The sequence below is a fragment of the Roseivirga sp. UBA838 genome, from assembly GCF_002296035.1.
Lineage (GTDB): Bacteria > Bacteroidota > Bacteroidia > Cytophagales > Cyclobacteriaceae > Roseivirga > Roseivirga thermotolerans.
The window spans coordinates 83,766-97,777 of the sequence record NZ_DBHC01000013.1 but is presented as its reverse complement, the minus strand read 5'-3'; the positions used below and the strand labels follow the sequence as shown (position 1 = coordinate 97,777).

Annotated in this window: 25 protein-coding genes; 4 read left to right on the top strand and 21 right to left on the bottom strand. The window is 43.2% G+C overall.

What is annotated here, in order from left to right; translation table 11 throughout:
* Positions 1-36: 36 nt before the first annotated feature.
* On the top strand, positions 37-489 hold the full coding sequence (locus B3O12_RS04815) for a TIGR02594 family protein (RefSeq protein ID WP_286755495.1): 453 nt from the start codon (positions 37-39) through the stop codon (positions 487-489).
* A gap of 33 nt (positions 490-522) precedes the next feature.
* Here the strand turns inward: B3O12_RS04815 and B3O12_RS04810 are convergent, their stop codons facing one another.
* The 6 genes from B3O12_RS04810 to B3O12_RS04785 all read right to left on the bottom strand — a co-directional run bounded on the left by B3O12_RS04810 (position 523) and on the right by B3O12_RS04785 (position 3,112).
* Positions 523-714, bottom strand: coding sequence for a hypothetical protein (locus B3O12_RS04810; protein WP_286755494.1), 192 nt, complete (start codon positions 712-714; stop codon positions 523-525).
* 186 nt (positions 715-900) lie between these two features.
* Positions 901-1,242, bottom strand: coding sequence for a hypothetical protein (locus B3O12_RS04805; protein WP_286755493.1), 342 nt, complete (start codon positions 1,240-1,242; stop codon positions 901-903).
* 2 nt (positions 1,243-1,244) lie between these two features.
* Positions 1,245-1,730: a hypothetical protein gene (locus B3O12_RS04800; RefSeq protein ID WP_286755492.1), complete on the bottom strand. Its 486-nt coding sequence runs from the start codon at positions 1,728-1,730 to the stop codon at positions 1,245-1,247.
* Between the two features lie 10 nt (positions 1,731-1,740).
* Positions 1,741-1,965 carry a hypothetical protein gene (locus B3O12_RS04795; protein ID WP_286755491.1) on the bottom strand — a complete coding sequence of 75 codons (225 nt, stop codon included), beginning with the start codon at positions 1,963-1,965 and terminating at the stop codon, positions 1,741-1,743.
* A 195-nt stretch (positions 1,966-2,160) separates the two neighbouring features.
* Positions 2,161-2,505, bottom strand: a complete 345-nt coding sequence (locus B3O12_RS04790; protein ID WP_286755490.1) for a hypothetical protein — start codon at positions 2,503-2,505, stop codon at positions 2,161-2,163.
* A gap of 415 nt (positions 2,506-2,920) precedes the next feature.
* A complete protein-coding gene (locus tag B3O12_RS04785; protein ID WP_286755489.1) occupies positions 2,921-3,112 on the bottom strand; it encodes a hypothetical protein in 192 nt (63 codons plus the stop codon).
* Positions 3,113-3,393: 281 nt separating this feature from the next.
* On the opposite strand from B3O12_RS04785, the gene B3O12_RS04780 reads away from it, so the two are divergent.
* From B3O12_RS04780 to B3O12_RS04770, 3 genes are all read left to right on the top strand, one after another.
* Positions 3,394-3,624 (top strand): hypothetical protein, encoded by a 231-nt coding sequence (locus tag B3O12_RS04780; RefSeq protein ID WP_286755488.1) that lies wholly within the window; start codon positions 3,394-3,396, stop codon positions 3,622-3,624.
* A gap of 95 nt (positions 3,625-3,719) precedes the next feature.
* Positions 3,720-5,177 (top strand): tetratricopeptide repeat protein, encoded by a 1,458-nt coding sequence (locus B3O12_RS04775; protein ID WP_286755487.1) that lies wholly within the window; start codon positions 3,720-3,722, stop codon positions 5,175-5,177.
* 47 nt (positions 5,178-5,224) lie between these two features.
* Positions 5,225-5,455, top strand: coding sequence for a hypothetical protein (locus B3O12_RS04770; protein ID WP_286755486.1), 231 nt, complete (start codon positions 5,225-5,227; stop codon positions 5,453-5,455).
* On the opposite strand, the gene B3O12_RS04765 is transcribed toward B3O12_RS04770, so the two are convergent.
* The 15 genes from B3O12_RS04765 to B3O12_RS04695 all read right to left on the bottom strand — a co-directional run bounded on the left by B3O12_RS04765 (position 5,456) and on the right by B3O12_RS04695 (position 14,012).
* The gene (locus tag B3O12_RS04765; protein WP_286755485.1) at positions 5,456-6,325 is read right to left on the bottom strand and encodes a DNA cytosine methyltransferase; all 870 of its coding nucleotides are present in this window, start codon (positions 6,323-6,325) and stop codon (positions 5,456-5,458) included.
* 67 nt (positions 6,326-6,392) lie between these two features.
* The gene (locus B3O12_RS04760; RefSeq protein WP_286755484.1) at positions 6,393-6,797 is read right to left on the bottom strand and encodes a hypothetical protein; all 405 of its coding nucleotides are present in this window, start codon (positions 6,795-6,797) and stop codon (positions 6,393-6,395) included.
* Positions 6,798-7,328: 531 nt separating this feature from the next.
* A complete protein-coding gene (locus B3O12_RS04755) occupies positions 7,329-7,925 on the bottom strand; it encodes a 3'-5' exonuclease (RefSeq protein ID WP_286755483.1) in 597 nt (198 codons plus the stop codon).
* A complete protein-coding gene (locus tag B3O12_RS04750) occupies positions 7,897-8,100 on the bottom strand; it encodes a hypothetical protein (RefSeq protein ID WP_286755482.1) in 204 nt (67 codons plus the stop codon). Before B3O12_RS04750 ends, B3O12_RS04755 begins: the two co-directional genes overlap by 29 nt.
* Positions 8,085-8,579 (bottom strand): hypothetical protein, encoded by a 495-nt coding sequence (locus B3O12_RS04745; RefSeq protein WP_286755481.1) that lies wholly within the window; start codon positions 8,577-8,579, stop codon positions 8,085-8,087. The genes B3O12_RS04750 and B3O12_RS04745 overlap by 16 nt, the downstream gene beginning before the upstream one ends.
* A 1-nt stretch (position 8,580) precedes the next feature.
* Positions 8,581-8,781 (bottom strand): hypothetical protein, encoded by a 201-nt coding sequence (locus tag B3O12_RS04740; RefSeq protein WP_286755480.1) that lies wholly within the window; start codon positions 8,779-8,781, stop codon positions 8,581-8,583.
* A gap of 167 nt (positions 8,782-8,948) precedes the next feature.
* Positions 8,949-9,479, bottom strand: coding sequence for a hypothetical protein (locus tag B3O12_RS04735; RefSeq protein WP_286755479.1), 531 nt, complete (start codon positions 9,477-9,479; stop codon positions 8,949-8,951).
* A 2-nt stretch (positions 9,480-9,481) separates the two neighbouring features.
* Positions 9,482-9,904, bottom strand: a complete 423-nt coding sequence (locus tag B3O12_RS04730) for a hypothetical protein (RefSeq protein ID WP_286755478.1) — start codon at positions 9,902-9,904, stop codon at positions 9,482-9,484.
* A complete protein-coding gene (locus B3O12_RS04725; RefSeq protein ID WP_286755477.1) occupies positions 9,891-10,343 on the bottom strand; it encodes a hypothetical protein in 453 nt (150 codons plus the stop codon). Before B3O12_RS04725 ends, B3O12_RS04730 begins: the two co-directional genes overlap by 14 nt.
* On the bottom strand, positions 10,340-10,762 hold the full coding sequence (locus tag B3O12_RS04720) for a hypothetical protein (RefSeq protein ID WP_286755476.1): 423 nt from the start codon (positions 10,760-10,762) through the stop codon (positions 10,340-10,342). The genes B3O12_RS04725 and B3O12_RS04720 overlap by 4 nt, the downstream gene beginning before the upstream one ends.
* A gap of 106 nt (positions 10,763-10,868) precedes the next feature.
* Positions 10,869-11,411 carry a hypothetical protein gene (locus tag B3O12_RS04715; protein WP_286755475.1) on the bottom strand — a complete coding sequence of 181 codons (543 nt, stop codon included), beginning with the start codon at positions 11,409-11,411 and terminating at the stop codon, positions 10,869-10,871.
* Positions 11,412-11,803: 392 nt separating this feature from the next.
* Entirely contained in the window at positions 11,804-12,139 is a 336-nt protein-coding gene (locus B3O12_RS04710) for a hypothetical protein (protein ID WP_286755474.1), read from the bottom strand.
* A 266-nt stretch (positions 12,140-12,405) separates the two neighbouring features.
* Complete coding sequence (locus tag B3O12_RS04705) at positions 12,406-13,020, bottom strand: DUF3164 family protein (protein WP_286755473.1); 615 nt, start codon at positions 13,018-13,020, stop codon at positions 12,406-12,408.
* Between the two features lie 22 nt (positions 13,021-13,042).
* Complete coding sequence (locus tag B3O12_RS04700) at positions 13,043-13,636, bottom strand: hypothetical protein (protein ID WP_286755472.1); 594 nt, start codon at positions 13,634-13,636, stop codon at positions 13,043-13,045.
* Positions 13,629-14,012, bottom strand: coding sequence for a hypothetical protein (locus B3O12_RS04695; protein WP_286755471.1), 384 nt, complete (start codon positions 14,010-14,012; stop codon positions 13,629-13,631). Before B3O12_RS04695 ends, B3O12_RS04700 begins: the two co-directional genes overlap by 8 nt.

The following is a 14,012-nucleotide window of genomic DNA, read 5'->3' as shown; positions in this document are numbered from 1 at the left end:
CAAAACTCTCAATACTCTGTACTAAATACTTCAAATATGCAAGACCTATTAACCTTCGCCCTGAGCCAGTACGGCATTAAGGAGCACCCGGGAGCAGACAAGAACAACCCGGAGATAATGAAATACTTCAAAGACCTCGGCCACAGCTGGGCCACTAACGATGAAACCGCATGGTGTGCGGCAATGGTAAGCTACTGCTGTAAGCAAATGGGCTATGAAGGCACCGGAGGAGTTAACGCCCGGGAGTACGAAAGCAAAGGCTGGGAGCCAAAGAAACCCACACCAGGCGATATTGTAATTCTCTGGCGTGGTGCTCATAAAGATGAACTGATACCCGGCACGAAACTAAAGAAAGGCCACGTTGGCTTTTACCTCAACGATGACAAAGAATACGTCTACATGTTTGGCGGCAATCAGGGAAATATGGCCTGCGCCATGGCCTACCCAAAAACCCAACTCATAGGCTACCGCAGACTCAAAAAGCTCTAAAAGAAAAAGCCCCTTAATTGGGGCTTTTCAACTTTATCTTTGTTTAATTTTAAAAGGCTTTTTCTCCTTGAACTCACCACTGTAAGGCACAAAGGTGCTTAAACCAGAACTATCATTGCTAAAGTAAACCCACCCGCCAGGAACACGCTGCACCATTAGATGACCAAACAACTGAGCCTCATGAAGCTGTAAGTCATAGATTGATCTTTTTTCTTCTTCTTCCATTGCATATTTATTTTAGTTAAAAGTTATAATTGCCTTCATTCAGAGGCTTGCACAAGCCAATTCCCCTCCTTACTAAGGAGGGGCTAGGAGTCTTAACAAACTAATTTAATCATTTTACGCCTATTCCCCTCCTTGTTAAGGAGGGGTTAGGGGTGGTCATAGTACACTTCTAAAATCTGCCAGCCATCAAACCAACCTCTCTGGCCATTCTGCTCCAAGCTCTTTAAGTTTGGGCTCGTACTCATCTCTCATGCTCTTAACATTCTCTACTCTTATTTGGTGATTTCCCATTCCACTAACAAACTCCTTATACCTTATCCATAAAGCTTCGTGCAGCGCATTCAAAGCTTTATCATTTCTTCCAAGAGTAATTTCTTTCCTGTATATATTTTTCCAACCTTCTTCGCTAGAGGCTTTACTCTTTGCAATTTTTGACACATTATAAGCCATTACGAAGAATACAATAAGGGCGATTAGCTGCACCACAGCTCCGCCAACCAAAATGAGGTCGTATGTTTGTTGTTCCATGTTTATTTGTTTTTCCGACACTCAAAATAAAAATAAAAAGCCGCTTTCTGAAACTCAGTAAGTTGCCGACCGTCATAGCCATTCAATAGCTTACTCAGACTTTTGTAGTTTACCCCCAGCTCCTGGCTCAGTATCTTTAGGTTAATTTGGTGCTTCTTAATCTGCTTTTCAATCCATTCTACCGTTACCGCCTCAGCGGGTGAGGGGGTATAGATGATCGGGCGGGTGTGAATGGTCCAGCCCGGCAGCAGCTCTGCAAAAAGGTCTTTAGCCCTGTCGCGCAGCTCATCGGCCGTCAGGTACTTGCCGCGGGCATTACGCTCTTGCGTTACGCGTATAGTGGCCGCTGGCTCATTTGTCTCCACACCAACTATAGTTAGCACTTTAAAAGATATGCTCGCATGGCGGCTGTATTGCTGCACAGCAGCCTCTAGTTTGGCCACTCCCTCCGCAGGAAGATGTGGCAGTATTTTATCTAAGTTTTTCATATTACCTCCTTTATAGTTCCTGTAATTCAGACACCTTATCTTCTATCTCAGAAATAGATTCATCAATAGTACTTACATTTTCCTGCATGCGCTCACCTCTATCGGTGTATTGCATAGATTCTGGCATATTATCAAAAGCCTCTTCTTCCTCATCTCTGACTACCTGTAAGCGTTCGGCCAATTCAGTGAGAGCTGCGCAGATTTCCGCTAACTCCTTTCTTCTAATCCTATTCATCATTCAACCTTTAAAATTCAACATTGCTTTTTCTAACCTAGCCTTAACTATGGCCACCATTCCTGTATTACCCATTTTAGTATGAAACCACAACTGGCCTCGTAACTTTTCAATCTTATTCATCATTCAAAATTTATCATTAAACATTCATACCTAAACCAATTAACCAAAGAGGTGGGGCTTTCGCCCCGTACCTTAGCAGAAGATCACTTTGTCATTGTCCAGATCGTAGATGGCTATTTGCCGCTGCTCTCTTCCGAACTTTAGAGCCTCTTCCAGACTCTCGAACACCTTGCAGCTATCGTAGAAGTAATGTCCGCTTTTCTTATCCATCCAGCCGCCAAGTATTCGTTCGTGGTGGTAGGCGTGGCTTAAAGCCCTCATAAGGCCAGCCTTGCCAAAAGCATTTTGAGTGGCAGCGTATGCGCTAACTATACCGGTTTTGAGGGGTGATAGGTCTACAAGATTGATAGTGAAACCTAGTGGATTGTCGAAAGCGATTTTTTCTACTTTCTGAACATCGATTATTAATTTAGTCATTGTGTTTGTCGCCTCTTTTTTATGCTGGTTGGCTGTTCCAGATTTGGTTAATTGATTATGATATAAAGATAAATAAATTCGTCATAATGACGAAATAAATAGGGAATTATTTTCACCTATTTGTCAAAAAAGTTGAAGCTGGTTCTTGTACTCTGAAGGGCGCATGTTTTTTATATTCATCCATTGCCTGTAACTGATGAATATTTTGTACTGGGGAAAGATATGCCGCACTATTCGGCTATCCGGTATATCATCTTCCTTAACCTCCTTATAGACCGAAATTATGTGCGCTACCCGTTTTAAGTGATTGTCCCTGGTATAAGCCACAAACAAAAATAACCGCATTTAGCGGTTATTTCCTAGGTGTAAGGGATATTTTTAGTCCAATCCTTTCAACATATGTGTTTTTTATCCCTTATTCTGCCCTTGTAAGGTGCTGAATAAGTTCTAAAACATTGTCGTTGTGCTCCTTGGCTTCCTGTAGGGTATCAGGGCTTTGCAGCTTCAGCAGCTCGATCAGACTAATAACCATTCGCTGTCTGTACTGCTCTGCCCCTTTACCGCACGGAATTTTTATCACCAAACCCGTTTGATCTGTAGTTGTCATAAAAGCTGATTTTTAATTGTGAAATACCCTCTAATCTTGCACGCTTGAGTAAAACACAAGTCTGAAAGTTAATCTCCTATGACGTCTCTCTAGGGTGAAGATGTCACCTATAAACGACCTTTCAAAAGGCTTTTTCAAGTAATTTTTTGTACCGTTTTACTACCTCTAAAATATCGGCTAAACGATGCTTAAACGCAGATTACCGCTTTAATACCGCTTATTCATTAGGTGAGTTTTTTTGAGTATATTGCTACTCAATTAATCATTATAAAATTTCAACAATGAAAAAGTACTTAAAGACCCTTTTTGCCGTAGCACTCTTTGCCTGGGCTACTTTGTTTAACACTGGCTGCTCAGAAGATGTCGATATAACTCCAATGGAGGTACTTGAACCATCGGTAGAGCTTAAAGATAACGTTCGCTCAGATAGTGGCGATGGCTCTGAAGAAGAAGATGAAGAGCAGGGCACAAACGTGCCACCACCACCACCAACGCCTCCGGCAGGCACCTGATAGGCGTTAAAAACCGCTTAAACTAAAAAAGGCATGTGATATTTTTCACTATGCCTTTTTTTATGCTATTTTGTATTGGTCTAAGAAAAACAACTATGGGTAATCGCACAATATCGGTCAGGCTGATTGCTGTATTCCTTTTAGTAAGCAGCACACTTCAAGGTCAGTCAATAGAATGGTTCAACTACTACGCCAATCAACTCACAGAAACTAATCCAGATTCCGCGTTCATTTTGCTAGACAAGGCCTTTGCTCTGGCCAAAGCAGAGAACGATATTTATAGCATGGCCATAAGCAAAAAGATTGCCGCTCATATATACAGCACCCAGCGAAAAAATGCCAGCGCTTATGTCCATAACATTGAGGCATTATCTTTGTTTGCGGAGGCAGATACTGCCGACTATTGGAACCAATACAGTGCTCACAGAAATTTAGGTCTATTACTGAATAGGATGAATGCCTTTAAGGATGCTGTAACGCATATGGATTCTGCGAGAATCTATTTTCAGAAGTATTTAGAAGAATTTCCAGAGAGAGCCGCAGAGAATAACGATTTTGAACAGCTCGATAAAATAGACCTTTTTCAGGCTAGATATTTGAGAAAGGCAGGGCAAACAAAAGAGTCTCATCTTATTCTCTCTAAACTGCTAGACAAAACCATTGAGAAAAACTGGGCGGTATATTCAGATGCTCACCACGAGCTGGGCATGACTTACCTTGAGTTTAACCAATACAATGAGGCAAAGGCACACTTTGAGCGCATTATAGACCTGCCAAACTTGCCTGAAAAAAAGTATGCCACGGCCCATCACAATATTGGCGTCTGCTACATGAAACTTGGCAAATACACAACCGCACTGGAGAACTACCAAAAGGCCATTGCCATGAACACGGAGTTAAAGCGAAACCGGTATTTGTTTGATGACCTGCTGGCTATGGGCGAATGCCAGTACCTAATGAAGCAGCCTAAACTGGCTCTGGCCAGCTTTGAAAGTGCCCTGAGCTACTTTAACGACATTGAGCAAGATGAACAGCTCTTTGCAATTTACCGGTGGATGGAAAAGGCAGGCGATGAGCTAGACCACCCCAACTATCGCGCCTGGGGCGATACTTACGATAGCCTGATGCAGGCCTACACCAAAGCCCAAACCGAAATTATGAACGAAGAGAAGCTCAGGCTGTTTGAGGCCGATGTGGAACGCCAGAAAATGCTGGTAAGAAAGAAACAGGAAAGAAAAGGGAGGCTAGTGGCACTTATTCCCTTTGCCGCGGTGCTTTTATGTGGAGGTATTTACCTACTTTACAGAAGAAGAAACAGACCTGTGATTATGAAGTACGATGAGGCTAGAGTTATGGCCGTGCAAGCCATTGAGCAGTTTAGCGCTGGCCACCGCAGCACTCTTAAATTCTACATTGATAGCCGCCCAGACTTTAAACACAGCTACACCACATTGCGCAAAGCCCTTAGCGAAACCGATAACTTTGAAAGCCCTAACGTTGTGCAAGCGGTAATAAACGATCTACAAGACAAAAGAGTAAGGGTGGTTAAATAACCACTAAGTTTGTATGTCATTCCCGCCTGCGCGGGAATCTCCTAATTATGAATGACATTATAGAAGGCGAAACCCAGGAAATTAAGAGAGAGCATTTAGCTGACTATCTGTATTGGTTAGCTGGGCTTTATGGTACGCCTGCTTTGGCTATGGAAATTGAGCAGGGAAAGAATGAGAAATTTCTTAAAATTACCTTTCTGAAAAGCTACAAGTGCAAACCGATCCCCACTTTTGAAGAAACCCTAACCCCAGCTAAATGGGTGAATCAAAAAGGTTGATTATTTAAAGTATCTTTTTATCTCTCTACCAAGCCACTCACCAACATGAACGGAAACACCATTACCTATCATTCTATAGGCAGCTGTTTCGCTGCAATTGAACTGGTACCAATCTGGCACTCCCTGCAAACGGGCATACTCACGCACTGAATAGGGTCTAACTCCCATAGTAAAGCGCTTGTCTTTCACTAACCTAGTGCTTTTGTCTTTGGCATAATGAGCTACACAGGTCGGGGCTAAATCGTTTTTAGAAGGGTCTGATATAATCGGAAGGTCTCTGTATTTACCATTCATTCTATTAATGATGGCCTGAGTGATCTTTACCTGTGGGTTTTCTTCCAAAATATCCTTAAGCTCAGTTCTTTTCTTAGCCACGGGTTCCCTCCAATTGAATGGCTTTCTACTGCCTATTATAATTAACCTGTGTCTTCTCTGAGGTAGCCATGTTTCAGATTTCACAGGGCAAAAGGTAGTTACCCAATAGTCGGGCAATTGTGTCATGGCTTCCATTACTATAGGGAAAGCTCTCATACCTGGTACATTCTCAGCAATGTATATTTCAGGCCTTTTAATGGCCATGTGGCGAAAGGCATGTAAGTAGAGTTCATCTCCTGTTCTGGCACCATGAATATCAGCAATAGTGCTATACTTGGTGCAGGGGTAAGTGAAAGCCATTACATCACAATCCTGTTCATCATTAACCAACTTTTGACTAATATCTAATTGATAAACTTTATGATTAAGGTTAGCTCTCTGAACAGAGCAACAATGTGAATCAATCTCATAAGACCCTTGAATTTCTAAGCCAGCCTGACATAAACCTATATCGAGAAGGCCAGCGCCTGAAAAGTAGCTATTAACTTTAATCATCTGACTTCTGACATCTTCTTACTGTTTTCTGATTACTGATTACCCCCCGACCCCTAAAGGGGAGGGCTTACTTATTCAATCCGGCCAAAAAGCTTGGCAGTACTTTATGTCTCATAATGGTTACGAGGGTGTTAAGCTCGTCTTCTGTGTGCTCTGCGAGTGCTTTCTTATATTTCTGCTGAAGTGCCCATGTATCGATAGCTGCAATACAAGCTTTGTGATCTCCGGGCTTTGCCCATCGCATTTTGTAAGCCATACCCATAAGGGCCTTGCGCTGCTTGTCTCCGGGTCCCGGTTTCCAATAGTCGGGTTGGGTACCGTTCAGGCTTTTAATGTGCTCCATCATGGCCGCTTGCTCAGCTGGTTTCATTTCCCTGATGCTGGAGGTTCGGCCTTCGGTATAGAACTCCACTATATCGGCCTTGTCTATACCGTGCTGCTTTATTACTGCGAAGAATTGTTTGTGGTTCATGTTATGGGTATTGAGTATTGGGTATTAAGTATTGAGATAATGGCTGAACCTCTTACTAGTAGCTATCCACTTTCTTAGGTCATCACTTACTGAGAATATTGGATGTTCAGCGCAGAAAATATTCTCCATTGCTTCAGTTATTGATATTCTTTCAAACCTATTAGACCATTTGAATTTCACTGAAAAAACAGGCCTCATAAGCCACTTCCTTTCCTTACTGCAATACTTGGTAAATTGCCAGTCTTGTTTAGTCTCCTTCACATTGTCCCAATCATAAACTGAACTATAAGCCTCTGACTTCTTATTTCTTATTTCTGACATCTTATTTATCTATTTCTTCAATTGGGTAAACTCCTTTACCGTTAAGGGCCGATGTGATCTGAGTATGCTGTGTGGTTGTGATGAAGTAGTTGCAAACGTGGTAGTTATTAATCTGGGCATGCCATATATTTTTGACTGGTCCTTTTGCTAGAAATCTTCCGCATTCGTGTCTTCTGTCACAGGTATTGTCTACGCAACTTACTGGCCGCTTCATATCTCTAATCCTACTTTCTTAAGTTCTTTGGCGATTGATTGCAGTTGCTTGATTTGGTGCAGGCAATCGTGATGTGCGGAGTGGGCTAAGTTGTTGCTTCTATCGAGCTTTTTTACTTCTGGGTAAAGACTTAGCAGTGTGCGCAGGTCGCGCTCGTTCCAGAACTTCCAGGGTACCTCCAGAGAGCAGGCCTTAAAGGCATCTCTGAGTAAGCCAAAGTCGAAGCGGGCACCTTTGCACCATACAATAACATCGGGCTTGCTCATCTGCATTATAAAAGCCCACAGCTCTAGCATTACCTGTTGCAATGGTCTGGCATTTTCTAGCATCTCCATAACAGCCTTTTGGTCTTGGTTAAGCCACCAGACAAGTGTATCTCCGCTAACGCGAAGGCCGAGGTCTAAACAGCTTTGAATGCTTACTTTCTGGTAGAACCTCGCAGCTGGAAAGCCTTCTTCATTGGGCTTGAATGGCACTGCTGCAATGCTGGTGATTACTGAGTTAGACTGATCGCCAAGCGTTTCAATGTCTATCATTATATGCTGCTTCATGGTCATTGGTGGATTAGTTAAGTTCTCTTTTAAGTCTTTCATGAACCATTCCGGTGATTTTGATTGAATCCATCCGGTTAATGTTAGAAGCCCAAAAGGCCTTTTTATGTCCTGTGCCTTTCTCGGTGAAGGCAATCACAAAAGCAGGCTCTTCAATGCCGTGCTTCTCGAATGTTTTGCGCAGGTCTTTTATCAGTTTCTTCAGGTCTCTTTGCATGATGGTGAATTAGTCATTAGTGAATTGATAAGTTCAGGTTTCAGCCCAATAGCTTCGAGCTGCTTGATTATTGCTTTGGCTTCTTCTCGCTTTTCTCTGATTATGTGGCCTAATACTTCCAGCGCTATTACATCGCTCACTTTCGATGAGAATGAATTGGTGCTTGACTTAGCCTCAAACTTCTGTTCTCTTCCTGGATAAGCAGGGTCAAGTCCAAACCCAATACCTGTAAATTCTGCTTTTCGTGGTGGAAATTGTGTCCATAAAGCATGGAATGCAGCATCCAATGCATCTGTGTAATCATTAGAGGAATTTGGCTTATCAGTTGGTTCTGGTTTAATCGTATTTGTGAAAGTCATGGCAAGTTTTACTTTGCCGTTTCCTTCTGCCAGTGCCTCAGCAGCTGCTTCAATCTTATGTATTTCTTTAGCTATGGAATTCAGATCTTCCAACTTCAACTTTATATCTAGTAAGGTCATCTCAAAAAGTGTTATCGTTAAAGTCTTCTAGTAGCTGGCCTATGGTTTTACCTTCGTGCTCTACTAGAATATCTGATGGCATTATTGTACCCGTAAGCTCTAATAGTGCCTCTAGTGTTTCATAGTCATTCATGGCAATATTGGCTAACCACTGAGTGGTTATTACTTGCTTAGGGTCTAGGTCTTGTATTATATCTGTCATTGGTTTTTGGGGTTTTATTGGCTTACTGGTGAGGTGGTAGCTGCCACAGTGACGGCAGTAATACATTCTCAAATAGCCCTTGGCTTTTTTAATGATGCCCTCGCACTGCTGCACTGTGAGCTTCTTTTTGCGAAGGCAAGAGTTTGCCCATGAGGCGTATTTGTCCATTATCTGTAGGGGTGAGTGTAGTTCCGTTGTTCTGGTGGCACAAAGTCCATTTTAATGCGCTCAAAGAAGTCGGTTTCTTCCTTCACCCATATTGGGCTGCCGTTCATGCAGATGTAGCCGTCTTCGGCAGTGTAGCCCGCCTCTCTAATCTTTCTAAGAAGAATAAACTGGTTAAAGTCATCGCTGCCAGTGCGCAGGGCGAAAATCCAACCCCAGTTCTGAGGGGTGCATAAAAACAGATCGAGCCTTACGGCTTCCGGCAGCATGCGCTGGGTGTACTTGCTATTAGGGGTAAGTTCTCCCTTAATGCATCTCCATTGGTTCACTACGGTGGCTATGCCTGTGCTAAAGATGCCTGTATCGAAAGGTTTAGGGATGGCTACTATCTCTATGTCTTTCACCATTGGCTTTTGCCTGCGAATGCTTCCGGCAATCTCAATGCGCTCGCAATGTGATGCCAGCTCTTGCTTTATCTTCTCTGCCAAACCTCTGGCATAAGAAAGCGGTATTCTGTCTTGCGCTTCGCTCATAACTATAGAATTTGAATAGCCAGAATGATAAGTAAGCCAACCACTAAGCCAGCTAACCCGAATAGTATTTTGTTGGGGATGAGGTTGGGTATTTCTTCCTCATCGGTAATTTGTTCTCTGAGATGGCAAATGTGACATAGATCGTTTCTACCATAATGGCCCGGTAGTACACAATGGCATATAGGAACCTCCACCCCCTTAACCCCGCCAGCGGGGGACATGCTGCCGTTGGAGTTGTCTGTGCTCCCCTTGAGGGGAGCCTGCCTGTCCGGTAGGCAGGCTGCCGAAGGCTGAGGGGTATCTTGAACAATTCTTACAATTGCCATCAGTTCCGAGGATAATAGAGTTAATCCATGTTCATCATGCATGTGGTCAAAAAGTTCCTGGAACATGTCTTTATCTACTTCGAGGTTACCAGTTTTCATAGCTGTAATCTTCAACTCCGGTAAACACTTTGGTTACTGTGGTTTGCTGGCCTGCTTCTACTGCTACTGTTGTGTAGCTGTAGCGGCCTTGTGGTGCCTCGGTGAGCATGGTGGCTACCAAGTATTGCCCAGGTTCTAGCTGTAGCTGGAAAACGCCTGTAAAGCGCTCTATTCTGTGAGCTGATGGATAAGGCACATTGCGCGTATCTCTTGCCCAGTCAGAATTAAGTAGTTCCAGCGCACTTTCTACATGCCAGCCCGTTTCTTCAATAGGCCATACCCAGAGTATGGACATTGCTGTATTATCGCCTGCACCGTTGCTGTTGCGTACCAGCACCTTTAATTCTCCGGTGGGGGTTGGTTCATCTTCTTGCGCGCAGCTGCTCAGCAGTGTAATGGTTATCAGTGCCCAGTAAATGGGTTTTAAATAGCTTTTCATTGTTGTTTATTTAGAAGGTTTTCGATTGATGAGTAGGAGTAAGTGAAGTCCGTCCAGTGAATGATCTTTCTTGTTACCTCACCGAAGTTTTTGGACTGATCGCCAAAGAAGAAATCCATCATGCTATAAGCATTTTCAAAGCCGTCATTAACAGCTATAATGTTCATTGCATTGAAATGAAAGATGAATACTTCATCTACAATTGCTAACATAGAACTGGGATTATTGACCAGCTTTATGGTTTGGGTAGAAGTGCAGACAGCCTCTTTAAAGCAGCTATAGTGTTTTGTTCTTACACCCGTAGCCATTTGAATACTGTTTCCGGCTTTCCATCTACCATTAGGGTCTTCTCTGAATGAGTGTATTTTAATCTCATCGAGAATTGGCTGCTTAAACTCTTTTTTAAATCCTAGTACCATATCTATTCTAGTTACAAGTGGAAATTACCAGCATAATCAGAACAATAATGGCGGCTGCCGCTACGGTGGCTATGGCTAGGTCTTTATAAAATTGTTTCATGCTGGGTTATTTGGAAATACGCTGAATTCGATCGATCTCCGCAGCGATAAGTGCTCCTGCTTTGGCCAGCTCTTTGATGCGGTTGTCTGGAGAGGGTTTGAAATATTCCTCTTTCCATGGCCAGAAATATTCTTGAAAAGTGCCCGATTTCAAAATACGTGGGGATGCGCGTTCATGGTCGGGGAGAGCATAACAAGCGGCAGCTTTTGCTAACTCATTCCAATCATGACCATCATCGTGTATATCTGACCACCTATGCTTTTCAATCTGCACCCTTCGCTCTTGGGCGATTAGTTCTATTCCTGAATTAGGATTGTTTTCACTATTGAATATTGCATCGATCAATACTTTTCGAAAAGCATCGGCAAACTTGATGCTTTCCATATCCAACCCATTATTTTCAAATAGTGCTGGAGATACTTTTGAATAATCCCGTGCAAATGCTAACACGGCATTGGCTGACTCAACCTCTGATGGTTTAACCTTTAGAATGAGTAATACTGGCTTTTCGCTTAAGTCTTCTGACTTCTGACTTCTGACTTCTGACATCTTCTTTCCTGTTTTCTGTTAACTGATTTCTGATTACTTGCTTCAGAGAGTGCCACTCCATTTACCCCCGTCTGGGGTAAGAGAGACGTTCCTGAAATCGCGGAGTGGCGTGTCTAAAACAACCTATCATTATGTATTCATGAAGTATCGGGTCTGGGTGCCCGCATTAAGAGAGCTGCTTGGCTCTCCACCGGTGCGTAATCACTATTCGCGGTGATCTGGAGGGGAGTCGAACCCCTACGGCTAAAGGCTTGGATTACTTAGCGCCCGGATGTCATCATTTCTCTACGGACTTTCACTTTTTCACCTTGCTGCGCTCCTGTGCGGCCAGATCATAACCCTGACAAGCTATAGCTGCGTCAGGGCCTTTCAACCAAAAAAACTAACTATGGCTACTGCCCGTTGGCAGCAGTTTCTTTCACTGCCTTTGGCTGTATAATACAGCGGCAGTTCGAAGTCAATACTTCAAAGTTTATGACTCCCTCTACAGCTCCGGCCTTGCCGGAACTGCGCTGGGTGAAGGGAGTACTCAATGCTTTTTTCAACTGGGCTAATTCATTGCTCCACCTTTCCAGAAATACCTTTCTGGCATAGCGTTGCTGGCTAATGCCGGTGATGTATGAAAACTCATCGTCTAGCTTCAGCCTGATTTTTTTAATGTCTTCTCTCACTGCCCATATAAGACCGAGGGCAAGTAGTGAGAAGTAGAAGGTTAGTAGGTATATCATATCTCTAGGGTTTACTGTTTCATTCCTAAGTGGGTAGCCACTCACTGCGGCTACCCGTCAGTACGGCCATTTGCTATCATGGCTATCTTAATTTCTTAGAGGAGCCAGCCCTATTGCTGGCTCCTTTTGTCTAACTGTTGCTTCTGGCCTCCATGTACCTGTTCTAGGTTGATAGCGCAGTACGAATCTGGTAAGCTCCTGCGCCCCACTCATTTCACATGTTGCTGCCTTGCAGCTGAGGCCTCTTTCTCGATTGTATGAGTGTTTTAAATGTTGCTGAGATTGAGCTCAACGTTTTGATATTCACCTTGCTTATCTTTCACCCAGATGCGATAGTAAACCTTGCTTGAAGGTCTGCGAATTGCTTTTTCAATGAGGTCCATGGCATCTTGGAAGAGAGGCGCTTTTACTTTACTTCTCCATCTCAGTAGGTTCATTACCTTCTTGGTGTCGAGGTTGCCACGACTTGTTTCAAAGGCATCTACTACCATTTCTTTGACGAACTCATCTTTGGCTTCCACGCTTATATTCATGAACTCTTCTAGCTTGTCTTTACAGGCTTTAATAGTTAGATCATCGAACTTGATGGGTTCACTCGTGGAGCGTTCAACTTTAATAGATCGGTCGAAGTTGTACCATGTGAAGCTCTTCTGGTTTTCGGTTTTTCCGTCCATCTCTTGCATCGCCAGTTGGAAGGCTTCTTCACATCTATTCATGAAATCTTCCTTCAGATCAGCGAGCATTTCACTTGCTTTTTGAGCTTTCTTCAATAGAGCAGCAGTGTTTCTCTCGCAGGCTCTCTCGTACTTTGTGGTTCTGTTGTAAGGGATTTTGTTGCCCTTTTCATCTATCCAGAACTCAGATTTACTTTTCTGTTGCATGGCGGTTTCTTTATACTGTTTGCTATTTTACTATGGGTTTTAGTTGTGCTATCACCTGCTGTATGGTGTTATAGGCGTATGTATTTTCTACAAATTGATAGCCGTTATGCATATACCAGATGGTAAAGGCTTTCTCTTGCTTAGAAGAGAGAAGTAGGTTTGCCGTTCCTTTCTTTATTCTCTTGCGCAGGTGCTCATAAACTTCATCTATGTGCTCCATTATCAACTCTTCGGCTACGTCTTTAGCTTTACCATTTAGGTATAGATTCAGAACATCGAGAAGAGCCATTTGCTGGGATGAATTCAGTCTTATGGTCATAATTTCAAGGGCTTCCATTACCTTAATGTGGTTCTCCTCCACATCAATGTATTTCTCAATTTGGAATTCTATTTTGTCTATATGATACTTCACAGTAGGGGTACTCAAACCTATTGCCTGTGCTAGTTTTTCTTTCGAGCTAAAGTGCTGATAAAGTGTGTATATGAACATGCTTATGGCTTCACGAAAACCTGTACCTTTGCTTCTCATGCTATTACCAAGATTCAGAAGCCTGTCGGGTTTGATAGCGTAAACACTCGCTACTGATTTGGCTATATGTTCTATTCGGCTATTCATACATTATCACTTCTAAAGTCTGGTTGTATGCCCGCATAAAGTCTTCATCTTGCAATAGCCTCAAATGGTCGTTGAGAAAGAGGTATTCGCTGAGCTTATAGCCGTAGTCTTCGCAGTCACTGGCAAAGCTCAGCCAGTCGCGTTGGTCGCGGATATTCCATTCGTAGTTCCAGAAGCCACGGAAAACAGGGCTATACATCAGGTCGTTGCGTACCTGTGGCCAGCCGTCCGTTATCTTCTCTACAAAGGCACAGTATTGCTGAAACTGAAAGTCACAATAGGCCTGCTGGTCCCAGCCCAAAAGCTGCTGCACCTGCTCACGCGTGGTTTGCATGGCTGCTCTTACTTTGGCTATATGTGTCTTGTTCGTTTTCAT